General features: G+C 56.6%; 20 protein-coding genes. 8 read left to right on the forward strand and 12 right to left on the reverse strand.

All coding sequences use genetic code 11. The annotated features are described in order from the left end of the window. Nucleotides 1–11: 11 nt before the first annotated feature. The 4 genes from ridA to argF all read right to left on the reverse strand — a co-directional run bounded on the left by ridA (nucleotide 12) and on the right by argF (nucleotide 3,206). Entirely contained in the window at nucleotides 12–398 is a 387-nt protein-coding gene (ridA, locus tag FOV68_RS15750) for a 2-iminobutanoate/2-iminopropanoate deaminase (protein ID WP_031592621.1), read from the reverse strand. Nucleotides 399–470: 72 nt separating this feature from the next. Then, a complete protein-coding gene (gene pyrI / locus FOV68_RS15755) occupies nucleotides 471–935 on the reverse strand; it encodes an aspartate carbamoyltransferase regulatory subunit (RefSeq protein ID WP_010251684.1) in 465 nt (154 codons plus the stop codon). A 12-nt stretch (nucleotides 936–947) separates the two neighbouring features. After that, a complete protein-coding gene (gene pyrB, locus FOV68_RS15760; protein ID WP_010251681.1) occupies nucleotides 948–1,883 on the reverse strand; it encodes an aspartate carbamoyltransferase in 936 nt (311 codons plus the stop codon). 315 nt (nucleotides 1,884–2,198) lie between these two features. Further along, on the reverse strand, nucleotides 2,199–3,206 hold the full coding sequence (argF, locus tag FOV68_RS15765; RefSeq protein ID WP_143991177.1) for an ornithine carbamoyltransferase: 1,008 nt from the start codon (nucleotides 3,204–3,206) through the stop codon (nucleotides 2,199–2,201). A 160-nt stretch (nucleotides 3,207–3,366) separates the two neighbouring features. On the opposite strand from argF, the gene rraB reads away from it, so the two are divergent. Next, nucleotides 3,367–3,783 (forward strand): ribonuclease E inhibitor RraB, encoded by a 417-nt coding sequence (rraB, locus tag FOV68_RS15770; protein ID WP_010251675.1) that lies wholly within the window; start codon nucleotides 3,367–3,369, stop codon nucleotides 3,781–3,783. A 54-nt stretch (nucleotides 3,784–3,837) separates the two neighbouring features. Next, complete coding sequence (locus FOV68_RS15775; RefSeq protein ID WP_143991178.1) at nucleotides 3,838–4,599, forward strand: tRNA-(ms[2]io[6]A)-hydroxylase; 762 nt, start codon at nucleotides 3,838–3,840, stop codon at nucleotides 4,597–4,599. Between the two features lie 35 nt (nucleotides 4,600–4,634). On the opposite strand, the gene FOV68_RS15780 is transcribed toward FOV68_RS15775, so the two are convergent. From FOV68_RS15780 to pepA, 4 genes are all read right to left on the reverse strand, one after another. Beyond that, nucleotides 4,635–5,144, reverse strand: coding sequence for a GNAT family N-acetyltransferase (locus FOV68_RS15780; RefSeq protein WP_143991206.1), 510 nt, complete (start codon nucleotides 5,142–5,144; stop codon nucleotides 4,635–4,637). A 79-nt stretch (nucleotides 5,145–5,223) separates the two neighbouring features. Further along, nucleotides 5,224–8,079: a valine--tRNA ligase gene (locus tag FOV68_RS15785; RefSeq protein WP_143991179.1), complete on the reverse strand. Its 2,856-nt coding sequence runs from the start codon at nucleotides 8,077–8,079 to the stop codon at nucleotides 5,224–5,226. A gap of 5 nt (nucleotides 8,080–8,084) precedes the next feature. Beyond that, nucleotides 8,085–8,543 carry a DNA polymerase III subunit chi gene (locus FOV68_RS15790; RefSeq protein ID WP_010251657.1) on the reverse strand — a complete coding sequence of 153 codons (459 nt, stop codon included), beginning with the start codon at nucleotides 8,541–8,543 and terminating at the stop codon, nucleotides 8,085–8,087. A 65-nt stretch (nucleotides 8,544–8,608) separates the two neighbouring features. Further along, nucleotides 8,609–10,120, reverse strand: a complete 1,512-nt coding sequence (gene pepA / locus FOV68_RS15795) for a leucyl aminopeptidase (RefSeq protein WP_010251654.1) — start codon at nucleotides 10,118–10,120, stop codon at nucleotides 8,609–8,611. 268 nt (nucleotides 10,121–10,388) lie between these two features. Here pepA and lptF point away from each other — a divergent pair, with 268 nt between their 5' ends. Both lptF and lptG read left to right on the forward strand, forming a co-directional pair. Further along, nucleotides 10,389–11,489, forward strand: a complete 1,101-nt coding sequence (lptF, locus tag FOV68_RS15800; RefSeq protein WP_031592614.1) for an LPS export ABC transporter permease LptF — start codon at nucleotides 10,389–10,391, stop codon at nucleotides 11,487–11,489. Further along, nucleotides 11,489–12,565, forward strand: a complete 1,077-nt coding sequence (gene lptG, locus FOV68_RS15805; RefSeq protein ID WP_010251648.1) for an LPS export ABC transporter permease LptG — start codon at nucleotides 11,489–11,491, stop codon at nucleotides 12,563–12,565. The genes lptF and lptG overlap by 1 nt, the downstream gene beginning before the upstream one ends. Before the next feature lie 155 nt (nucleotides 12,566–12,720). Here lptG and FOV68_RS15810 read toward each other — a convergent pair whose 3' ends face one another. Next, the gene (locus FOV68_RS15810; protein ID WP_143991180.1) at nucleotides 12,721–13,356 is read right to left on the reverse strand and encodes an NADPH-dependent F420 reductase; all 636 of its coding nucleotides are present in this window, start codon (nucleotides 13,354–13,356) and stop codon (nucleotides 12,721–12,723) included. A gap of 101 nt (nucleotides 13,357–13,457) precedes the next feature. Here FOV68_RS15810 and FOV68_RS15815 point away from each other — a divergent pair, with 101 nt between their 5' ends. Further along, complete coding sequence (locus tag FOV68_RS15815) at nucleotides 13,458–14,366, forward strand: LysR family transcriptional regulator (RefSeq protein WP_143991181.1); 909 nt, start codon at nucleotides 13,458–13,460, stop codon at nucleotides 14,364–14,366. 9 nt (nucleotides 14,367–14,375) lie between these two features. On the opposite strand, the gene FOV68_RS15820 is transcribed toward FOV68_RS15815, so the two are convergent. From FOV68_RS15820 to FOV68_RS15830, 3 genes are all read right to left on the reverse strand, one after another. Next, nucleotides 14,376–15,656, reverse strand: a complete 1,281-nt coding sequence (locus tag FOV68_RS15820) for a DUF445 domain-containing protein (protein WP_143991182.1) — start codon at nucleotides 15,654–15,656, stop codon at nucleotides 14,376–14,378. A 26-nt stretch (nucleotides 15,657–15,682) separates the two neighbouring features. Further along, complete coding sequence (locus FOV68_RS15825) at nucleotides 15,683–17,185, reverse strand: helicase HerA-like C-terminal domain-containing protein (RefSeq protein ID WP_031592610.1); 1,503 nt, start codon at nucleotides 17,183–17,185, stop codon at nucleotides 15,683–15,685. Nucleotides 17,186–17,305: 120 nt separating this feature from the next. Then, nucleotides 17,306–18,877, reverse strand: a complete 1,572-nt coding sequence (locus FOV68_RS15830) for an ABC transporter substrate-binding protein (protein ID WP_143991183.1) — start codon at nucleotides 18,875–18,877, stop codon at nucleotides 17,306–17,308. A gap of 688 nt (nucleotides 18,878–19,565) precedes the next feature. On the opposite strand from FOV68_RS15830, the gene FOV68_RS15835 reads away from it, so the two are divergent. Genes FOV68_RS15835 through FOV68_RS15845 form a run of 3 tightly spaced genes read left to right on the forward strand, consistent with a single transcriptional unit; the run spans nucleotide 19,566 to nucleotide 23,367 of the window. Next, a complete protein-coding gene (locus tag FOV68_RS15835; RefSeq protein WP_010251628.1) occupies nucleotides 19,566–20,294 on the forward strand; it encodes a gluconate 2-dehydrogenase subunit 3 family protein in 729 nt (242 codons plus the stop codon). Between the two features lie 36 nt (nucleotides 20,295–20,330). Then, on the forward strand, nucleotides 20,331–22,100 hold the full coding sequence (locus FOV68_RS15840; protein WP_143991184.1) for a GMC family oxidoreductase: 1,770 nt from the start codon (nucleotides 20,331–20,333) through the stop codon (nucleotides 22,098–22,100). Between the two features lie 4 nt (nucleotides 22,101–22,104). After that, a complete protein-coding gene (locus FOV68_RS15845) occupies nucleotides 22,105–23,367 on the forward strand; it encodes a cytochrome c (RefSeq protein WP_033769526.1) in 1,263 nt (420 codons plus the stop codon). Nucleotides 23,368–23,370: the final 3 nt, after the last annotated feature.

Here is a 23,370-nt window from a genome sequence, read left to right on the forward strand (position 1 = left end):
AACAACGGAGATTAGCGACGAATGGCAATCGCTTCGATTTCGATCTTCACATCTTTTGGCAGACGCGCCACTTCGACACAGGAACGCGCCGGGAAGTGAGCTTCATGCTCGGTGAAAAACGCCTCATAAGCCGCATTGACCGTGGCGAAGTCATTTAAGTCTTTCACGAACACCGTGGTCTTCACGATGTCGCCGACCTTCAGACCTGCTGCTTCAACAATCGCCTTCACATTTTCCAGTGACTGACGTGCCTGTGCGGCAACGTCATCCGCCACCTGGCCGGTCGCCGGATCCACCGGGATCTGGCCAGAGGTGATGATCATGCTGCCCAGATCGACACCCTGAACATAGGGGCCGATAGCGGCAGGGGCTTTTTCAGTACTGATTTCACGAGACATCATTGCTCCTTTGATTACGTCGTCAGGCGGCCATGCCGCCGGTGTTGCCCATTATAAGGTCGGGCAGGGCGATTACCAGTGACCCAGCACCACATGGCGGGCGAACTCTTTTTCGCAATATTTGCACTTAAGATGCACATCGTCGGCGCGCTGCTTCACGGCAAAGCTGGAGAAGACCGGCTCGCTGCGGCTGATGCAGTTGCTGTTGGGGCAGGTCAGTACCCGTTCAACGTGGTCCGGCAGCGTCGGGGCTATCTTCGCCACTACTTCATAGTCGTCGATGCGGTTGACCGTGGCATGGGGCGCATAGACCGCCAGCTGATTCACCTGATCGTCGGTGAGAAAGGTGTTCTCAATCTTGATCAGATCTTTGCGGCCCATCTCACCCGAGGGCAGATTCAGGCCAATGGTAATCCGCTGATCGGTTTCGGTCAGCCGGAACAGGGAGAGCAATTTAAAGCCGATCTGCGCCGGAATATGGTCGATGACCGTGCCGCGTTTGATCGCTTCGACCTGCAGTTTGTTGTCCTGCGTCATGGGGGTATCTCCTTACAGGGCGAGTTCGCTGTTTAAAACCAGTGCCAGCAGAGCCTGGCGCGCATAGATGCCGTTACCCGCCTGCTGGAAATACCAGGCATACGGGGTTTTATCGACATCGGTGGTGATTTCATCGATGCGCGGCAGTGGGTGCAGCACCTTCATATTGTCGCGTGCCGTAGCGAGATCGGCGGCACGCAGAATGAACTGCGCTTTGACGTTGGCATATTCTGACGGATCGAGCCGCTCTTTCTGCACCCGCGTCATATAGAGGATATCGAGCTGCGGCATCACCTCTTCAAAGCTGTCGTGACGTGACCAGCTGATATTCTTCTCATCCAGCATATCGGTGATATAGGCCGGCATCGCCAGCGCATCGGGCGCGATAAAGAAGAAGCGGTTGCCGTCAAACTTCGCCAGCGCCTGGGTCAGGGAGTGGACGGTGCGGCCATACTTCAGGTCGCCGACCATCGCCACATTCAGCTGATTAAGACGGCTCTGCGTCTCCTGAATAGTGAAGAGATCAAGCAGCGTCTGGGTCGGATGCTGGTTCGCGCCGTCACCGGCGTTGAGAATCGGGATGCCGCCGGAGAACTCGGTCGCCAGCCGCGCCGCGCCTTCCTGCGGGTGACGCATCACGATCGCATCGACGTAGGTGCTAATCACTGAAATAGTGTCGGCCAGGGTTTCGCCTTTTTTGCCCAGCGACGTATTACTGCCGTCAGCAAAGCCCACCGCTGACGCGCCAAGGCGATGAATGGCGGTTTCAAACGACAGGCGGGTACGGGTCGACGCCTCAAAGAAGCAGCTGGCGATAACCTTGTGCTTGAGCAGTTCCGGCTGCGGATGGGCTTTAAGCTTCGCGGCGGTGTGTAGCGCCAGTTCCAGCTCTTCACGACTGAGGTCGTTGATTGAAATAATGTGCTTGCGATATAGCGGGTTAGCCATAGCTGTCTCCTCTGCGCGGCCGGATTGCGGACAAAAAAAAGCCCCTGCTTAAGGGGCTTTTTTAAGATCGGGTCGATGACCGAAAGAAACAGTAGCACCGCCTGCGGTCAGGCGTGATTGAGCGTCAAATTGTCCGCTGTGCTGTAGCATATTTCCTCCGGCAAATTGGGCCGCATTATACCCGTTCGCGGTGGGGCAGCAAGAGGAAAACGTTTGCGCCTGCTTAGCCGATCAGAGGCCGGGCCAGATCAGACGGTGAATCGCCCGCTATAAGCGGGCGCGACTCAGCGTCCTCAGCTGCGCGGTGCTGGTCGGTCAGCGCTGGCCCAGCGTGGCCACCATTACCGCTTTAATCGTGTGCATCCGGTTCTCGGCCTGGTCGAACACAATGCTGTGTGGTGACTCAAACACCTCGTTGCTCACTTCCATGCCGTTGGGCAGATCGTACTGTTCTGCCATCTGCTGGCCCAGCGTGGTCTGATCGTCGTGGAAGGCGGGCAGGCAGTGCAGGAATTTAACCTGCGGGTTGCCGGTCAGATCGAGCATCGCCCGATTCACCTGATAGTCACGCAGCAGCGCGATACGCTCGGCCCACACCGCTTTGGCTTCGCCCATCGACACCCAGACATCGGTGTAGATAAAGTCAGCGTCTTTCACGCCGTCGGCAATATGTTCGGTGAGGGTGATTTTCCCGCCGGTCTGCTGCGCAGCTTCACGGCACTGCGCCACCAGTTGCTCCTCTGGCCAGCAGCTCTTCGGTGCCACCAGACGCAGATCCAGCCCCACCTGTGCGGCGGCTTCCAGCATGGTGTTACCCATGTTGTTACGCGCATCACCTACATAAACCAGCGTCATCTCGCTGAGCTTTTTGCCCGGCAGATGCTCCTGCATGGTCAGCAGATCGGCCAGTAGCTGGGTCGGATGAAACTCGGTGGTCAGGCCGTTCCACACCGGCACACCGGCATGTTCCGCCAGCGTTTCCACCAGTTCCTGACCGTAACCGCGATACTGAATGCCATCGTACATCCGGCCCAGCACCCGCGCGGTATCGCGCATCGACTCTTTATGGCCGATCTGGCTGCCACTCGGGCCAAGATAGGTGACGTTCGCACCCTGATCGTAAGCGGCAACTTCGAAAGAGCATCGGGTACGGGTCGAGTCTTTTTCGAAGATGAGCGCGATATTTTTACCTTTCAGATACTGCACTTCCTGGGCGCTTTTTTTGGCCTGTTTCAATTCCGCGGAAAGGGTAAGCAGGTGATCAATCTCGGCGGGCGTAAAATCCAGAAGCCTGAGGAAATGGCGCTGATACAGCTGACTCATACAACACTCCGGTAATCATTAAAGTGAATTAAAATTCAATCTAACCGTATGAATATGCATTTTCAAGTGCAGGGCTAATAAACTTTTCGTTTTGTGTAGTGGCGCGACGGGCAGTATGGGAAAATAATTGATTATTGCCGAACTCAGAGAGGATATCGTCATGGCATATGAAGCATTACTGGAAGAGCAGCAGGAAGAGACGCGGCAGATTATCGAAGAGCTGCTGGAGGATGGCAGCGATCCTGATGCGCTCTATACCATCGAGCACCATCTCTCATGCAATAATTTTGATTCGCTGGAAAAAGCGGCCGTTGATGCATTCAAGCTGGGTTATGAAGTAACCGAGCCGGAAGAGCTGGAGCTGGAAGATGGCACCACCGTGATGTGCGTCGACATCATCAGCGAATCCGCCCTGAAGCCTGAACTGATCGATGTGCAGGTTGAGCAGCTGGTGAATCTGATTGGTAAGTACAACGTCGATTACGACGGCTGGGGCACCTATTTTGAAGATCCCGATGCCGAAGATGAAGATGACGACGCCATCGAAGATGAAGATGATGATGGTATTCGCCACTAAGTAGCCGGGGCGGAGAGTTCTCCGCCTGTCACCCCTGCCACCTGTTTTAACATCATGAACTACGCACCCTTACTTGAACCAATCTATCAGTTTCTGCACTGCCGCACGCCACAGGCCTGGATTGATGAGGCGCGCAAGCCGGAAAATCTGACCCTGCTGTTAACCGACCATCTGGTGTGCGAACTGAAAGCCGCGCAGACCGCGGTGTGGTTGATCCGCAAATATGTTGCCGACAAACCCAGCGGCGACGCCATTCTGGCATGGCTGAAACCCTATGAAGATTTTATCTTCCGCGAAGATGGTGACAGCGACTTTATCAACGCCCATAAGAACCTCACGAAACGTATCATCGTGCGCAATGCGCTGCCGTGGGCGGATGAACTGGTGGAGAAGATGGTGCTGCTGATTAAAGAGGAGCTGCATCACTTCTATCAGGTGTGGGAAATTATGCAGTCGCGCGGGCTGGTCTATCAGAAGATCACCTCCAGCCGCTATGCCAAATCGCTGCTGCGCGAAGTCACCACCCATGAACCGGAAACGCTGGTGGATAAGCTGATATGCGGTGCTTACATCGAGGCGCGCTCCTGCGAGCGTTTCGCCAGTCTGGCACCTTATATTGATGACGAACTGGCGAAGTTCTATCTGTCGCTGCTGCGCTCAGAGGCGCGGCATTATCAGGACTATTTAACCCTGGCGGCGCAGATTGCCACCAGAGACATCACGCCGCGGGTGAAGGCGATTGGGGCAACAGAAGGGCGGTTAATCAGCGAACCTGACAACGAATTACGCTTTCACAGCGGCGTACCGGCGTTCTGATCCGGGCGCGTTAATGGGGTTGTCATCCCCCTCTGTCACAATAGCTTCAGCATCCGCACTTCGCAGTCGACATGGCCTGTGCAGCCCATCGCGCTGTCGATATGCTCGAAGCCAAGTGACTCATAAAGTTTAATGGCCCGCGTCAGGCTGGCGGTGGTTTCCAGATAGCAGCGACGGAAACCGTGGCTGCGTGCATGTTCTATCGCCCGCATCGCCAGTTCGCGTGCCAGACCCTGACCGCGCACCTCTGGCAGAAAGTACATCTTTTGCAGTTCGCAGATATCAGGCGCGCTGCAGGCGAGCGGCGCAACACCGCCGCCGCCGACCACCTTGCCCTGATACTCAACAATCCAGTAGGCGCTCTGTTCGGCACTGTAGAGCTCAAACAGCTGGTCGAGCTGCGGATCGGAAACGGTGTAGCCCTTGTCAGCCGTCAGGCCGAATTCCGCGGAAACATCGCGGATCACCTGGGCGATATGCGGATTATCGGCGGCAGTAATCGGCCGCACCTGGAGGTCAATAAGCGGGGTGGCGCTGGTCGTCATCATCTCTTCCGGATTTGTACGAGGTCAATAAAAAAGCCGGGCAAGCCCGGCTTTATGAATAAGCTGTCAGCTAAGACGCTTACAATGCCGCAATGACCGCCTGCTGTTCAATCAGTTTTGCTTTTGATTGTTGCAGGTCCGCTACGCGTTCGCGCTCTTTCGCCACTACCGCTTCCGGAGCACGCGAAACAAAGCCTTCATTCGCCAGCTTGGTCTCGATCTTCTCGATTTCCACATCCAGCTTAACCAGCTCTTTCGCCAGACGCTCCAGCTCGGCGGTTTTATCCACCAGATCCGCCATCGGGATCAACAGCTCTGCGCCTTCAACCAGTTTGGTCACCGACACCGGACCTTTCTCGCCCGCAGGCAGAATGGTCAGGCTTTCCAGACGCGCCAGGCGCGACAGGAAGTTGCGGTTGGCTTCAACGCGACGCAGCGCCGCAGGCGAGCAGTCACGCAGCAACACATCCAGCGGCTTGCTCAGTGCGATGTTCATCTCGGCACGGATATTACGCACTGCGACGATCGCCTGTTTCATCCACTCGATATCCGCTTTCGCTTCGGCATCTTCTTTCGCCGCATCGTACTGCGGGAAAGGCTGCAGCATGATGGTGTCGTCGCTGATATTTTTCAGCCCCTTCACGCGCTGCCAGATGGTTTCAGTGATAAACGGAATGATCGGATGCGCCAGACGCAGCAGCGCCTCCAGCACGTGAACCAGCGTATGACGGGTGCCACGCAGTTCAGATTCACTGCCGCTGTTCATGACCGGCTTGGTCAGCTCCAGATACCAGTCGCAGAACTGGTTCCAGGTGAAGTCATACAGCAGGTTAGCCGCGATATCGAAACGGTAGCTATCCAGCGCTTCACGGTACGCTTTCACCGTGTTGTTGAACTCGGTCAGGATCCAGCGATCTGCCAGCGACAGCGTCATTTCGCCGCCATTCTGTCCGCAATCCTGATCTTCGGTGTTCATCAGCACAAAGCGGCTGGCGTTCCACAGCTTGTTACAGAAGTTGCGATAGCCTTCCAGGCGCTTCATGTCCCAGTTGATGTCGCGACCGGTAGAGGCCAGTGCCGCCAGGGTGAAACGCAGTGCATCGGTGCCTGATGGCTCGATGCCGTCCGGGAACTGCTTCTCGGTACGTTTGCGGATTTTCTCCGCCAGCTGTGGCTGCATCATGTTGCCGGTGCGTTTTTCCAGCAGCGCTTGCAGCGAAATGCCGTCGACCATATCCAGCGGGTCAATCACGTTGCCCTTGGATTTTGACATCTTCTGACCTTCTTCATCACGGATCAGACCGGTCATGTAGACGGTTTTAAACGGTACCTGTGGTTTGCCGTTTTCATCTTTGATGAAGTGCATGGTCAGCATGATCATGCGGGCAATCCAGAAGAAGATGATGTCGAAGCCGCTGACCAGCACACTGGTCGGATGGAAAGTACGCAGCGCTTCGGTGTTTTCCGGCCAGCCCAGGGTGGAGAAGGTCCACAGACCTGATGAGAACCAGGTATCCAGCACGTCATCATCCTGACGCAACGCGACGTCGGCGGCCAGGTTGTTCTCAGCCCGCACTTCGTCTTCGGTGCGGCCGACGTAGACGTTACCGTTATCGTCATACCACGCCGGGATGCGGTGACCCCACCAGAGCTGACGGGAGATACACCAGTCCTGAATATCGCGCATCCAGGAGAAGTACATGTTTTCGTACTGCTTCGGTACAAACTGGATGTCGCCGTTTTCAACGGCTTCAACCGCGACTTTCGCCAGCGGTGCGGTACGCACATACCACTGGTCAGTCAGCATCGGCTCGATAACCACGCCGCCACGGTCGCCGTAAGGCACGGTCAGATCGTGAGGTTTGATCTCTTCAAGCAGGCCGAGCTCATCGACAGCGGCAACAATCGCTTTACGCGCCGCGAAGCGTTCCATGTTCTGGAAAGCCGCCGGGATCTCATCGGAACAGGCATCGCTGGCTTCGCCATTGGTGTCATACACCTGAGCACGGTCGCGGATATCGCCGTCGAAGGTCAGGATATTGATCATCGGCAGTTTGTGACGACGGCCGACTTCATAGTCGTTGAAGTCATGCGCCGGGGTGATCTTGACGCAGCCGGTGCCTTTTTCCATGTCGGCATGTTCGTCGCCAACGACAGGGATAAGACGGCCAACCAGCGGCAGCATCACAAATTTGCCGATCAGATCTTTGTAACGTGGATCTTCCGGGTTAACGGCGACGCCGGTATCACCCAGCAGGGTTTCCGGACGAGTAGTGGCGACCACCAGATAATCTTTACCGTCGGCGGTTTTTGCGCCGTCAGCCAGTGGATAGCGGATATGCCACATGGAGCCTTTGCTCTCGCGGTTTTCCACTTCCAGATCGGAGATTGCGGTACGCAGTTTTGGATCCCAGTTCACCAGGCGTTTGCCACGGTAGATCAGGTTCTCTTTATAGAGGCGAACAAACACCTCTTTCACGGCGTTGGAAAGGCCATCGTCCATGGTGAAGCGCTCGCGCTCCCAGTCGACGGAGTTGCCCAGACGGCGCATCTGGCGGGTGATGGTGCCGCCGGACTCTGCTTTCCACTGCCAGATTTTGTCGATGAACGCATCACGGCCATAGTCCTGGCGCGTCTTGCCCTCTTCAGCCGCAATTTTGCGCTCAACCACCATCTGCGTGGCGATGCCCGCGTGGTCAGTACCCGCCTGCCACAGGGTATTTTTCCCCTGCATGCGCTGGTAACGGATCATGGTGTCCATGATGGTTTGCTGGAAGGCGTGACCCATGTGCAAGCTACCGGTGACGTTCGGCGGCGGGATCATGATGCAAAAGCTTTCCTGGCTGGTATCGCCATTCGGTTTGAAGTAGCCCTGCTTTTCCCAATGCTCGTAAAGCGGCTGCTCGATATCTTGCGGGTTATATGTCTTTTCCATTTCTGCTATGTCGTTTGCGGCTGTGGTGGCGCTGCCGTATTCAATTGGAATCCAACGCTGCGATACGCTTTATAGCGGTCGCGCGCCAGTTGTTTGAGCGTGTCTTCGTAAGGAACGAAGTCTATCACTTCATGGAAAGCAGTAGCAAAATCTGCGAAGTGGGGCAGCAGGCTAATCAGCAGGTCGCGCGGTGAACTGCCGCGACGCTGTGGCCAGGCCAGCTCAACCGGCGCACCGTAGCGCGGGCCTTCACCCGCCAGGTTATGCGGCACGAAGGCGTTTGCCGGTCGTTGCCACAGCGCTTCGTCGAGACGAATGGCTTGCTGTTCATCTTCGCAGGCGATCAACACCCGCTTTCCGGCCCGCCAGCGTGTTTCCGCCAGATTGCACACCAGCGCTTCAACGGCGCTAAGGCCATCGCTCGTTGCATCGGTTTCCAGCACGTAGAAGGTTGCGTTTTTCATCGATTTGCTCATCAGAAGATCAAGGGCGGAATGATATCCGCCCTTGCTGTCAGAAAAGAGGGCGCTTAATCGTCGCCGTTCAATCCTGCCCGATTCAACAGAAATTGCGACAGCATCGGCACCGGACGTCCGGTGGCGCCTTTGGCCTTGCCGGAGCGCCAGGCGGTACCGGCGATATCCAGGTGTGCCCAGTTATATTTGCGGGCAAAGCGTGCCAGGAAGCAGGCGGCGGTAATCGCGCCGCCGGGACGGCCACCAATGTTCGCCATATCGGCAAAGTTGGACTCCAGCTGCTCCTGGAACTCATCCGCCATCGGCAGACGCCAGGCGCGATCGCCTGACTGCTCCGAGGCGCTGATCAGCTCATGCGCCAGCGGATTGTGGTTCGACAGCAGGCCGCTGATGTGATGACCCAGCGCAATCACGCAGGCACCGGTCAGCGTCGCCACGTCAATCACCACTTCCGGATCGAAACGTTCGACGTAGGTCAGCGCATCGCACAGGACCAGGCGACCTTCGGCGTCGGTGTTCAGCACCTCAACCGTCTGGCCAGACATGGTGGTCAGCACGTCGCCCGGACGCATCGACCGGCCATCCGGCATGTTTTCACAGCCTGCCAGCACGCCGACCACGTTCAGTGGCAGATTCAGCTCTGCCACCATACGCATCACGCCATAGACGGCGGCCGCGCCGCACATGTCATACTTCATTTCGTCCATGCTGTCGGCAGGCTTGATGGAGATGCCGCCTGAGTCAAAGGTCAGCCCTTTACCCACCAGCACAATCGGGCGCGCTTCCGCATCCGGATTGCCTTTGTATTCAATTACCGACATCAGCGATTCGTTTTGCGAACCGGCCCCAACCGCGAGATAGGCGTTCATGCCCAGCTCTTTCATCTGCTGTTCGCCAATGACGCGGGTGGTGACATTTTTGCTGAAGGCATCCGCCAGCTGACGCGCCTGTGACGCCAGATAGGCGGCGTTACAGATATTAGGTGGCATGTTGCCGAGATCTTTAGCCGCTTTCATACCGGCTGCGACCGCTAATCCATGCTGGATCGCCCGTTCGCCGCTGGTGAGTTCACGGCGGGTCGGCACGTTAAAGACCAGCTTGCGCAGCGGACGACGTGGCTCCGCTTTGTTACTTTTCAGCTGGTCAAAGTTGTAGAGCGCCTCTTTAGAGGTTTCTACTGCCTGGCGCACTTTCCAGTAGGTGTTGCGGCCTTTGACATGCAGTTCGGTCAGGAAGCAGACCGCTTCCATTGAGCCGGTGTCGTTGAGCGTGTTAATGGTTTTCTGAATGACCTGCTTGTACTGGCGTTCATCCAGCTCACGCTCTTTACCGCAGCCAATCAGCAGAATACGCTCGGACAGGATATTTGGCACATGATGCAGCAGCAGTGTCTGGCCCACTTTTCCTTCCAGCTCGCCGCGGCGCAGCAGGGCGCTGATGTAGCCGTCGCTGATTTTATCCAGCTGCTCGGCAATCGGTGACAGACGACGCGGTTCGAAAACGCCAACGACAATGCAGGCACTGCGCTGTTTTTCCGGGCTTCCGCTTTTTACACTGAACTCCATGCACTCTCCTGAATCTTAAAGACAACGGCCGCTGCTGCCGCTAGAATGTAGCGCGCTCATGACCCATTTATTCATCGTCGCAGCATGACATTCTGCTGCTGGAGGTCATAATGAATCAGGGTGACAAGATGTTGTTTTTTCACCACCCGGACGCGTTTTTCATACAAATTTAGCTACGGCGACGGCCATTGATGAAGAAAAATGGCTGATAAGCGTTGAAACTAGCGATTTTCCTGCAAAAAGACAAGTTTTCACAGGCGTACTAAGCGTGATCATCATTAGATATCTGGTTCGGGAAACGCTCAAAAGCCAGCTGGCTATCCTGTTTATCCTGCTACTCATCTTCTTTTGTCAGAAGTTAGTCAGGATCCTGGGTGCCGCGGTGGATGGCGAAGTGCCGACAAACCTCGTTCTGACCTTGTTAGGACTCGGTGTGCCTCAAATGGCACAACTTATACTGCCCTTAAGTCTGTTTCTGGCGATCCTGATGACGCTGGGGCGGCTCTACACGGAAAGTGAAATTACCGTGATGCACGCCTGCGGCCTGAGTAAGGCCGTCCTGGTGAAAGCGGCGATGGTGCTGATGCTGTTTACCTCGATAGTGGCAGCAGTAAACGTCATCTGGCTGGGGCCGTGGTCATCCCGCTATCAAGATGAGGTGACGCAGAACGCCAAAGCGAACCCGGGTGCGGCAGCAATGGCCGCCGGGCAGTTCCAGACCTCCAGCGACGGCAGCGCCGTGCTGTTTGTCGAGGATGTGAAGGGCAACAACTTTGGTAACGTGTTCCTGGCGCAGTTACGGCCAAAGGGCAACGCGCGTCCTTCAGTGGTGCTGGCTGACAGCGGTCACATGGAGCAGCATAAAGATGGCTCGCAGGTGGTGACGCTGGATAAAGGCACCCGTTTTGAGGGCACCGCACTGCTGCGTGATTTCCGTATCACCGACTTCACCAATTATCAGGCCATCGTAGGCTATAAAGCGGCAACGCTCGATCCTAACGATGCAGAACAGGCAAGTCTGACTGACCTGTTCGCGAATAAGACACCTGAGTTTCAGGCCGAGCTGCACTGGCGTCTGACGCTGGTGTTTGCGGTGCTGGTGATGGCGCTGATGGTGGTGCCGCTCAGCGTGGTGAACCCACGTCAGGGGCGCGTGCTGTCGATGCTGCCCGCCATGCTGCTCTATCTGATTTTCTTCCTGTTGCAGAGCTCGCTGAAGTCGAGCGGCGCGAAAGGGCGGCTCGATCCGGCGCTCTGGATGTGGGTTGTAAATATCAGCTATCTGGTGCTGGCGGTGCTCCTTAACCTGTGGGATACGGTGCCGATGCGTCGGATTCGCGCCCGCTTTACCCGCGGAGGGTCGGTCTGATGTTTCGCGTACTTGACCGCTATATCGGTAAAACCATTTTCAATACCATCATGCTGACGCTGTTCATGCTGGTGTCGCTTTCCGGCATCATCAAGTTCGTCGATCAGCTGCGCAAGACCGGCCAGGGCAGCTACAACGCGCTGAGTGCCGGTTACTACACCCTGCTGAGCGTACCCAAAGATATTGAGATTTTCTTCCCGATGGCGGCTCTGTTGGGTGCACTGCTGGGACTGGGCGCGCTGGCGCAGCGCAGTGAACTGGTGGTGATGCAGGCGGCGGGCTTTACCCGCATGCAGGTTGCGCTGTCAGTGATGAAAACGGCGATTCCGCTGGTGTTGCTGACCATGGCGATTGGTGAGTTTGTTGCGCCGTCGGGCGAGCAGATGGCGCGTAATTACCGGGCGCAGCAGCTTTACGGTGGCGCACTGGTCTCGACGCAGAACGGTCTGTGGGCGAAAGATGGCAATAGCTTTATCTTTATCGAGCGCATTAAAGGCGACAACGAAATTGATGGCGTGAGCATCTACAGCTTTAACGATCAGCGTCGTCTGCAGAGCGTGCGTTACGCGGCGACGGCGACCTGGGATGCGGCTAAGAAGCGCTGGATACTGTCGCAGGTTGATGAGTCTAATCTCACCGATCCGAAGCAGATTACCGGTTCACAGAGCCTGAGTGGCGAGTGGAAAACCAATCTGACGCCGGACAAGCTGGGTGTGGTTGCGCTGGATCCGGACGCGTTATCGATTCGCGGTCTGCATAGCTACAGTAAATATCTGAAGCAGAGCGGCCAGGAGTCGGGACGTTATCAGCTGAATATGTGGAGCAAAATCTTCCAGCCGCTGTCGGTGGCGGTGATGATGCTGATGGCGCTGTCGTTTATCTTCGGACCGCTGCGTAGCGTGTCGATGGGTGTGCGGGTAGTGACCGGTATCAGCTTTGGCTTCCTGTTCTACGTGCTGGACCAGATTTTTGGCCCGCTGAGTCTGGTTTACGGTCTGCCGCCGATTCTGGGAGCGATTCTGCCGAGTTTTGCGTTCTTCGCTATCAGTATGTTTATGTTGATTAAGCGGCGCTAAGCGCAATGAATGCAGTAAAAGAAAAGGCCGCGCAAGCGGCCTTTTTTGTGACCAGTGTTCAGGCTCAGGGCAGGCTCCCATCGCTTTTCGCTCTACGTTTGGCAGCCGTCCGGGAGTAACGGTTTCAGCGGCTTTATTCTGCGCTGACGCCCTGTTTATGCAGAGTGCCGGGTCGTCTCTTTCAGTGTCCTGATAAGTTGCTCTCTGTTCAGGGCTATGCAATAGGCGGGCGTCCCACGCTCGAAACGCCAGCCTTCCGCTAACGATCCCGCATCCACCGCATCAAATCCAAAGGCTTCATATAATGCCGTGGCGATCGCTTTCCCTTCGCTATCATCCCCCGCCAGCGGTAATGCCTGCCGGTTAGCATCGCCCGGCGGCAGGCCCTGAGTTTCAAGATCGGTCATGCGGATGGCATTGAATGCCTTAGTGATGCGGCTGCCAGGAAGCAGGCGGGCAAGCCGTTCACTGGTGCTGATGCGGCCATTGAGCAGCTCTTCAATTTCGCCATCGCGGTCGGGATAGTAATTGACTGCATCAAGCACGATTTTTCCCCTCAATTCTGTGGCCGGAAGTTGTTCCGTTGCCGTGAGCGGTACGGCAATCACCACCACGTCGCCAAACTCTGCGGCCTCGGTGGGGGTGCCGGTTTCACAGCCAATCATCGGCTTCAGGCTGAACAGCGTTCGTGGATCGCGCGAGTTGCTGAGCATCACCTGATGTCCCGCCTGAATCGCCAGTTTTGCAATCGCCCGGCCAACAAAGCCTGCGCCAATAATGCCTATTTTCATACGTTTCTCCTCGATGAGTTTCACGCACTGACCTTAATTAAAAACAGGAGGTGAATAAATCGACAAACAGACGCAATATAAACAACCAACAGGAGGGAATCATGGATCGGCTTACCAGCATGAACGTGTTCGTTACCGTCGCGGAATCGGGCTCTTTTGCCGCCGCAGCCGGGCATTTGCAAATCTCACCGCAGATGGTGGCGAAGCATATCGCCATGCTGGAGAAGCATCTCGGTACGCTGCTTCTGCATCGCACCACCCGACGGCAAAGCCTGACGGATGTGGGCCGCAACTATTACGAACGCTGCAAAATCGTGCTGGCAGAGGTGCAGGAAGCGGATGCGATCGCGCTGGATATGCAGCAGCGGCCGTCCGGTACGCTGAAGGTCAGCGCCCCGGTCACGTTTGGTTCTTTTAGCCTGGCGCCGTTTGTGACCCGCTATCTTGAGCGGTTTCCGGAAACGCAGGTCGATCTTGAACTCAGCGATCGGCTGGTCGATCCGTTTGAAGAGGGTTATGAAGTGGTGATCCGGATTGGTGCGCTGGCGGACAGTTCGATCATCGCCCATCTACTGCAGCCCTACCGGCTGATAGCCTGCGCGTCGCCAGCCTATCTGGCGCGGCACGGTGTTCCCGCCACGCCAGCGGAGCTGGTGAACCACGCCTGTCTCGTTTATGGCATCTGGTCGCCCTCAAAACCCTGCCGCTGGGTATTCAGCCAGGCCGGTAAGGTTGAAGAGGTGCATCCGCAGGGGCGCATGCGATCAAATGACTGGAAAGCGCTGCTGCATGCGGCGCTGGAGGGTTATGGCATTACCCTGGGGCCGGCCACCATTCTCTCTGAAGAGATCAGACAGGGTCGGCTGGTCCAGGTGCTGCCCGATTATGCCGGGCCAGCACGACCCATGCATGTGCTGATCCCGGCGGGCCGCCGCCAGACGGTGAAAATCCGCAGCTTTGTTAGCGCCATTATCACCGAGTTTGGCCTCTATCCACCCCAATCCGGCTAAACCAGGTGGTTATCGGCTCAGCAGCGGCAGTAACTGGGGCAGCTGCGACAACAGGTAGAGAATCAGCCCGATGGTGCCGCCAACCAGCGTGCCGTTGATGCGGATAAATTGCAGGTCTTTACCGATATTGAGTTCGATCTGCTGCGACATGTCGCGTGCATCCCAGCTCTTCACGGTGTCGCTGATGTGACGCGTCAGGAAGCCAGCAAACTCTGGCGCAACGCTGCGTGCGGCCTGTTCCAGATGCTGATTCATCGAGTCACGCAGCGCCGGGTCGGCCGTAAGGGTTTCGCCCAGCCATAAGGCTGCACCGCGCACTTTCTCCTGCACCCGTGAGTCATCACTGCTGAGATCCGCCTTAAGCCAGTTGCGCATATCATTCCACAGCTCGCCGATGTAACGATTGAATGAGGCATCTTCTTTCAGCCAGCCTTTGATCTCCTCGGCACGCTCTGCCATCTCCGGGTCGTTCTGCAGTTTAACGATCAGTTTGTCGACCGCCCGATTGAAGCCGAGGCGCAGCTCATGTCCCTGATCCAGCGCCACATCATCCAGCAGTGAATCGACCGCGTTTGCCACCAGCTCGGCGCTGTGCTCGCCCAGCCATTCGGTCGGCAACATTTTGGCTTTGATCGGATGCTCGCGTTTCAGCCAGCGCACCAGCTGCATGGCAATAAACTCGCGGGTACTGGGCTTGTGCAGCAGCTTCAGCAGCTGTTCGATTGCCGCGTCCAGCAGCGCCTGATGACGGTTGTTTTTCGTCAGACTCTCCAGCAGCAGGGCGCTGGTCTGGCTGAGATCGACCTTGTCGATGGCGCGATGTACTGCGCGGCGCATGAAATTCTGGATCCGGGTGTCATCGGTCAGGTCCAGGAAGCCGCGCATGACCTGCAGCAGATGACGTCCGATGCGGTCAGCATTGCCGGGCGCATTCAGCCATTGCGCCAGCAGGTTGGAAGGATCGTGACGACGAATCAGATTGAGCAGCGAGTCGGTATCAAGAAACTTCTCCTGCACAAAGCGACCGAGGTTTTCACCGATACGATCTTTGTTACGCGGAATGATGGCGGTATGACGCGAGATAAAGGGCACTGGCACGCGCCGGAACAGTGCGACCACCGCGAACCAGTCCGCCAGCGCGCCGACCATCGCAGCTTCCGCAATCGCTTTTACGCCGCTGACCCAGAAGCCGGGCGGCAGAAAAAGCGTAACGATAAAGGTAATTGCAGCCAGCAGTAACAGCAGCAGCGCCAGACGTTTCGTCCGTTTCAGTTCGTGTTGTTTATCCATATCCTGATCTTAGCAGAGAGCCGGTTTCATCGGCGACGACCACCCAGCAGGCTGCCGAGTACGCCACGGATGATCTGATTGGTAATCTGGCGCGTGGCGCTTTTCGCCATGGTCTGCACCACGCCATCGTGCTTGCCGCCGCGCGGGCCGGTTCGGCCAAACAGGATCTCTTTCAGCCCGCCGAGAATGCCGTTATCTACCGCGACATCGTCGCCTTTCGCCGGGGGCGCGCTGGCCTGATCGCTGGCGGCCTGAAACCCTTTTTGCAGCTTCTCAAACGCCGATTCGCGATCAACTTCGCTGTCATATTTGCCATAGAGCGGTGAATGGTTGATCAGCCCGTTGCGCTCATCGCCTGTGACCGGACCCATACGTGAGCCGGGGGCGATCACCATGGCGCGTTCCACCACCGACGGACTGCCTTTGGCATCCAGGAAGGAGATCAGCGCTTCGCCGGTGCCCAGTGCCTGAATCGCCTCGACGCTGTCAAACGCCGGGTTGGCGCGCAGGGTATCGGCGGCGGTTTTTACCGCTTTCTGATCTTTGGGGGTGAAGGCGCGCAGGGCGTGCTGAACGCGGTTGCCGAGCTGCCCCAGCACCCGATCGGGAATATCCGCCGGGTTCTGGGTGACGAACCAGACGCCGACCCCTTTGGAGCGGATCAGCCGCATGACCTGTTCTATTTTCTCCAGCAGCACCGGCGGCGCGTCGGTAAACAGCAGGTGCGCCTCATCAAAGAAGAACACCAGCTTTGGCTGATCGAGATCGCCCGCTTCCGGCAGATGTTCATAAAGCTCCGACAGCAGCCACAGCAGGCTGGTGGCGTAGAGTTTTGGCATCTGGTAGAGCTTCTCAGCAGAGAGGATGTTGATGACGCCTTTGCCGTTGCTGTCGACGCGCATCCAGTCGGCAATATCCAGCATCGGTTCACCAAAGAAATGCTCCGCACCCTGTTGCTCCAGCGTCAGTAACCCGCGCTGGATGGCGCCGACCGAGGCGCTGTTGATGTTGCCGTAGTGGGTCTGGAAGCTTTTGGCGTTGTCACCGATGTATTGGGTCATGGCGCGCAGATCTTTGAAGTCCAGCAGCAGCAAACCCTGGTCATCGGCGATGCGGAAAATAATTTGCAATACGCCACTCTGCACCTCATTCAGGTTCAGCAGTCGCGCCAGCAGCAGCGGCCCGAGATCGGAGACGGTAGCGCGAACCGGATGGCCTTTCTCGCCGAAGATATCCCACAGCACCACCGGATTGCTCTGCGGCTGCCAGTCGGTGACGCCGATTTTCGCCAGCCTCTCCTGCAGCTTTTCGCTGGACTGGCCAGCCATCGCCACGCCGGTCAAATCGCCTTTAACGTCAGCCATAAAGACCGGCACGCCGCTGGCGGAGAACGATTCCGCCAGTTTCTGCAGCGTAACGGTTTTACCGGTGCCGGTCGCGCCGGTGATCAGGCCATGGCGGTTGGCCATTTGCGGCAACAGATGAAGTTCGACGTCTGGCGTACGGGCAATCAGCAGCGGGGAAGTCATGATTTTCCACTCTCAGGCATTGGGTTATGCCTGAAGGATAGCAAGCCGGAGCGGCACAGGAGGAGAACTATTCACCAAAAAAAGGCCGCTGCCCGGGGAGCAGCGGCCTTCAACAGTGGTTTACTTCTGCACCTCTTCAAAATTGAGCAGGCTGACCCCGATGCCCTGCTGCAGGTGACTGAGGTTGCTGCGCACCGCCACCTGGGTTGCGCCCTGTAACAGCATGATAAACGGCGAATCCTGCTGGATGCGGGTTTGCAGCCCGGTGTAGAGGTTGCGACGTTTCACCGCATCGCTCTCTCCGGCGGCGGCACGGGTCTGTGCACTCAGCTCCGGAATCGTCCAGCCGACGCGCCACGCCAGGGTTTTGCCGCCGCCCGGTACGTTATAGGCAAAGGTGCTGGCATTGGTATTGGGATCGATGTAGTCCGCGCCCCAGTAAGTAAAGATGGCCTGGAAGTCCCGGCTGCGCATTTTGCTCCACAGCTCCGATTCCGCCACCGGCTGGATATCAAGCTGCACATCCGCTTTGGCAAAGCTGGCCTGCAGCGCCTGCGCCACATCAATGTAAGGCGGCTGGTTCACCACCGTCAGCGCGATATGGGTGCCAGGTTTGATGCCGCCTTTTTGCAGAATCGCCTGCGCCTTTTTCAGATCGTAATGGAACGGTGTCGTGTTCAGCGCACCATCGAAGCCGTCCGGAAGGAAGCTCTGATGAATGCGGTACTGACCTTTCAGCAGCTGGTTCGCCAGGCTGTCATAGTCAACCAGCCAGCGTGCCGCCTGCCACAGCGCCGGATTCCCCAGCGCCGGTTGCTGCGGGCTTTGGGTGTTAAAGCCGATGTAATAAACCAGGCTGGACGGGAAGGCATCAATACGCACATTGGCGGTGTTCTTCAGCGCGGTAATCTGATCCGGACCGAGCTGATAGGCGACATCCACATCACCCTGCTGGATCAGCAGACGGCGGCTGCCCGGATCGGCCACACCTTTCAGCAATACCCGCTTCAGATGCGGCTTCTGGCTGCTGTGGGGATTGGCTTCCAGCACCAGCGCCTGCAGCGGCACAAACTGTTTGATGGCATAGGCGGCGCTGCCGGCGGAGTGCACCTTCAGCCAGCTATTGCCGTAATCGTTGTTGCTGGCGTGCTCTTGTGCCAGTTTGCTGTCGACGATGGAGGAGACCGGCGCGGTCAGCAGGCGCAACGCCAGATCGCTGCCGATCTCCGCTGGCCAGCGCAGTTCAAGCTGGTGGTCGTTGATCACCGTGAACTGCTGATCGATGTTTTCTGGCGTCCAGCCAAATTCACCCAGAATAAAAGAGGGCGCTTTATTGAGTTTTACCGCGCGGGTTAATGAGAAGACCACATCCTGTGCGGTCACGGGATGACCACTGGCGAAGCGGGCCTGCGGATTAAGATCAAACACCAGGCTGTGAGGTGTTTTGCCTGCCTGCCAGCGCGTGGCAGCCAGCGGTGAGAGCTGCTGCGGATTCTGATGATCCGGCTCCAGCAGTGTCTGATAGATATTGCGCTGGCTACTGTTGCTGACGGTCTCAAAACTTTCCGCCGGGTCGAAACTGATGATGCCATCAAGCGGAACGGCAATCACCAGCGTGTCGGCAGGCGTGGCGGCGTGTGCCGGGTGAACCAGTGCCAGAGCCGTAAACAGGGACAAGAGTGTTTTTCGCATGGAGGGTTATCCTGAGTCGTTGATAGCTCTACTCTATCGGGCGCCGGATAATCTCCAAATGCGGGTTTCTTATGAGCTTTGCACAATTATTAGCGTTGTCATTCAGGCAAAGAGACAAAATAAGATAATGACGGTCAGTCATTATTTCATTGTCATTTACAGCGGGCGGAATAAAGCCGGTTTTACTCAGCCGATCACAAATTGCGCACAGTCTGATTGTATGACTATCAAAGTCACTATAGTGTTAACGATGAGAATGATTCTCTTGTATGGAAGTATGATATTTTTTTATCGGTTATTTGGCGTGATGATGACAGAGCGAAAATAATAACCCTCATTCCTGCGTTAAAATTGTTAAATACCCGATGTTTATGCGGTTTTACCCCCGATTTCCGCGCTGTAAATCTTTTACCTCTCTGCAACCCTTTCGCAACACCATGATAAACTTTCACTAAGACACATCTTAAATTCAATTTTTACATTCAGACATATCTATATCCCTAAGATTGCCAGGTTATTAACCGATAAGTTCCGTTAGTCACCGAACCATAATTCTACCTGCCCTTGTCTGTTCTGCCGTCGTCTGTGCCGCGTGCGTTAATCTCTGCGGGGAGTTTTCCGCCTGCACGCAGCCTTTCAGCTTCATAACAAATAAAGCGGGTATTTAGCAGATGAGAGTCGTGCGGATATGCTTTTAGAAAAACCCACCACCAGGCGTAAATTTTTGCTCGGTTCACTGCTGGCGTTGCCATTAAGTGAACTGGTCTTCAAAGGCATTACTGCGGCACAGGCGGCAGAGATGGCCGCACCGGAGTTAGCCGATTACAAACCGATCTTTTTTAGTGCCGATGAGTGGCAGTTTATCCTGGCCGCCACTGACCGTTTGATTCCGGCAGGCGGCAAAGGTAAAGCGCCTGGCGCGCTGGAAACTAACGTGCCGATCTTTATCGATCAGCAGCTGCACAGCGAAGCGTTTGGCAGCGAAATCTACATGCAGGGGCCGTTCAATACGCAGGCGCCCGCAACCATGGGTTACCAGATCCCGTTCCGTCCACAGCAGATGTATCAGACCGGTATCCGGCTGATTAATCAGTGGTCGCAGAACACCCATCAGAAAGCGTTTCATGCACTGACTCTGGAAGAGAAAGATGCGGTACTGACCCAGGTAAACAAAAACGAGATCGACTTTGCTGCACTGGGCGAAGCCGATCTTAAGCCTGCGCATTTCTTCAGCCAGCTGCTTTCCGATACCAAGCATGGCTACCTTGCTGACCCGATGTACGGCGGTAATAAAGGCATGAAAGCCTGGATCGCCATCGGCTTCCCCGGCGCGCGTGCCAGCTTCACCGAATGGGTGAAACAGCACAACGTTCCTTATCCGCTGGGTCCGGTCAGTGTGAAGGGCGAACGCGCGTAGGGCGCGTCCACATCAGGTATTTGAAACAGGATTATCATGGCACAGGTTACTAAAAAAGAAGTCGACGTCGTGGTCTGCGGCCTCGGCTGGGCAGGCTCGCTGATGAGCATCGAGCTGGCACTGGCAGGTCTGGACGTGCGCGCCCTTGAGCGCGGCGGCGATCGCGATTATGACGAGTTCGCCTACCCGAAACCGGCGGATGAATACGCCTATGCGGTGCGCAATAAAGTGTTTGCCACCCCCGCCGAAGTGGCGGTCACCGTCCGTTACAACAGCAGCCAGACGGCATTGCCAACCCGTAAATGGGGTGCGTTTGCACCGGGCACCGGCGTAGGCGGTTCCGGCCTGCACTGGACCGCAGTACTGATCCGTCCGACACCAACCGATATCAAACTGAAGACCTATGTCGATAAGGCTTACAAGCCGGGCATTCTGCAGGATGATATGCGGGTGATGGACTTCCCGTTCAGCTGGGAAGAGATCGAGCCTTACTACTACAAATTCGAACTGATTTGCGGCCAGTCGGGCAACACCGGCAACCTGCGCGGCAAAATTCTGGAAGGCGGCGATCCGTTTGAAGGCCCGCGTTCTGAGCCTTATCCGCTGCCTGCGCTGGATGACACACTGAACAACGTGATGTTCAAAGAGGTGGCGACCAAACTCGGTTACCATCCGTTCCCGAACCCGTCGGCCTGCGTGTCGCGTGCGTGGAAAAATCCGTACGGCAACCAGATCGCGCCGTGCAACTACTGCGGCTACTGCAGTAAATATCCCTGCCTGAACTACTCCAAAGCGTCGCCGCAGACCGCCGTAATGGATTCACTGAAGCGTATGCCGAACTTCTCCTATGAAGTGAATGCGGAAGTGATCAAGGTCGTGCTGAACGATGATAAGAAAACCGCGAAAGGCGTGATCTACATCGATGCACAGGGCAACGAGTGCTTCCAGCCAGCGAAAATCGTGGTGCTGAGCAGCTTCCAGCTCTACAACGTGCGTCTGATGCTGCTCTCCGGCATCGGCAAGCCTTACAACCCGATTACCGAAGAGGGTGTGGTAGGGCGTAACTACGCGTTCCTGTCCAACGGCGGCGCAACGCTGTTCTTCAAAGATAAAAACTTCAATCCGTACGCCACGGCGGGCGCGACCGGCCAGATGTTTAACGATATCTCGCCAGGCAACTTCGACGGCCCATCACTCGGCTTCCTCGGCGGCGCGAAGATCCACAGCTCACAGGCGACCGGTACGCCGATCAGCACCGCGCTGCCAAAAGGCACGCCGACCTGGGGCATGGGATACAAGGAAGGTCTGGAGGAGTGGTACGGTCATTCGATGAAGATCAGTATTACCACCACCTGTCAGTCTTACCGCGATATCTATCTGGATCTCGATCCGAACTACAACGATCACCGTGGCCTGCCACTGCTGCGCATGACCTTCAACTGGAAAGAGAATGAGCTGAAGCTGCAGCAGCACCTGAAAGGCATCGTCGGCAATATCGCGAAAGAGCTGAACCCTGACAGCATGAGCATGAGCTTCCTGCCAATGGGCGCGGATTTCGATCTGACCAAATATGTCTCTACCCACAACGTGGGCGGTGCCGTAATGGGCGATAACCCGAAAACCTCGGCGCTGAATAAGTATCTGCAGAGCTGGGACGTGCATAACGTCTTTGTGCCGGGCGGCAACGCTTTCCCGCAGAACTTCCAGGCGAACCCGACCGATACCATCGGTGCGATCACCCTGATGGCGGCACAGGCGATCAAAGATCAGTATCTGAAAAATCCCGGCCCACTGGTACAGGCATAAGCGCATGAATAAGCTGAAACTGAAATCTTTTATCTTTGCCAACGCGGTGCTGTTAGCCAGCGGATTTGCGCTGCCGGTTCACGCCGAAGATGAAGCGCAACTGATTAAGCAGGGCGAATATCTCTCGCGGCTGGGCGACTGCATGGCGTGCCACTCACTGCCTGGCAAGCCTGACTATTCCGGCGGGCTGGCGATTGAGTCGAACCTTGGCACTATCTTCTCCACCAACATCACGCCCGATAAGCAGCACGGTATTGGCAACTACAGCGAGCAGCAGTTCTCGGACGCGGTGCGCAAAGGGGTATTACCGGACGGTTCGCATCTCTATCCGGCGATGCCTTATCCTGATTACGCCAAAATCAGTGATGCCGACATCCACGCGCTTTACGTCTACTTCATGAAAGGCGTGCAGCCAAGCGCAGAACAGCCGCCGGAAACCGATCTGAGCTTCCCGTTCAGCCAGCGCTGGGGCATGCGTTTCTGGAACTGGGCGTTCGCCTCGGATAAGCCGTTCCAGCCGATCGGTGGTGCGTCAGCAGAGGTCAACCGCGGTGCCTATATCGTGGAGAGTCTGGGTCACTGCGGCAGCTGCCATACGCCGCGCGGTCTGGGCATGAACGAGAAAGCGCTGGATAGCGGTGACGATAAATTCCTGGCAGGCGGCAGCCTGAATAACTGGGATGTGCCGTCACTGCGTGGCCTGCCGCGCTGGAGCGAGCAGGAAGTGGTGGACTACCTGCAGACCGGCCGTAACGATAAAGCGGCGGTGGGCGGCGAGATGACCTCGGTGATTGAGCACAGCAGCTCACACATGACCGACGCCGATCTGAAAGCCATCGCGGCCTACCTGAAGTTCCTGGGCGGCAACCCGCCATTGCAGGCGTACAACGTGCAGGCGCAGCAGGCAACGGAAGCGAAACTCACTGCCGCGAAGAACCTGAGCGAAGGCGAGCGTCTCTATCTGGATAACTGCGGTGCCTGTCACTTCGTGACCGGCAAAGGCGCCCCGGGGATCTTCCCGGAACTGGATCAGGCGACGATCGTCAATGCCAAAGATCCAACCGGATTGATCCACACCATCCTGGCCGGCGCACAGCAGCCTTCCACCGCTAAGGCCCCGTCGAAACTGGCGATGCCAGGCTTTGGTCAGCGTCTGAGTGATGAAGAAGTGGCGCAGCTGGCGACCTTTATTCGCCAGGGCTGGAGCAACACCGCGCCAGCGGTGAGCAAAGATCAGGTTGCTGAAGTGCGTAAAACGCTGAAGTAATGG

The sequence above is a fragment of the Pantoea sp. paga genome (assembly GCF_007558755.1).
GTDB classification, from domain to species: Bacteria; Pseudomonadota; Gammaproteobacteria; order Enterobacterales; family Enterobacteriaceae; genus Pantoea; species Pantoea agglomerans.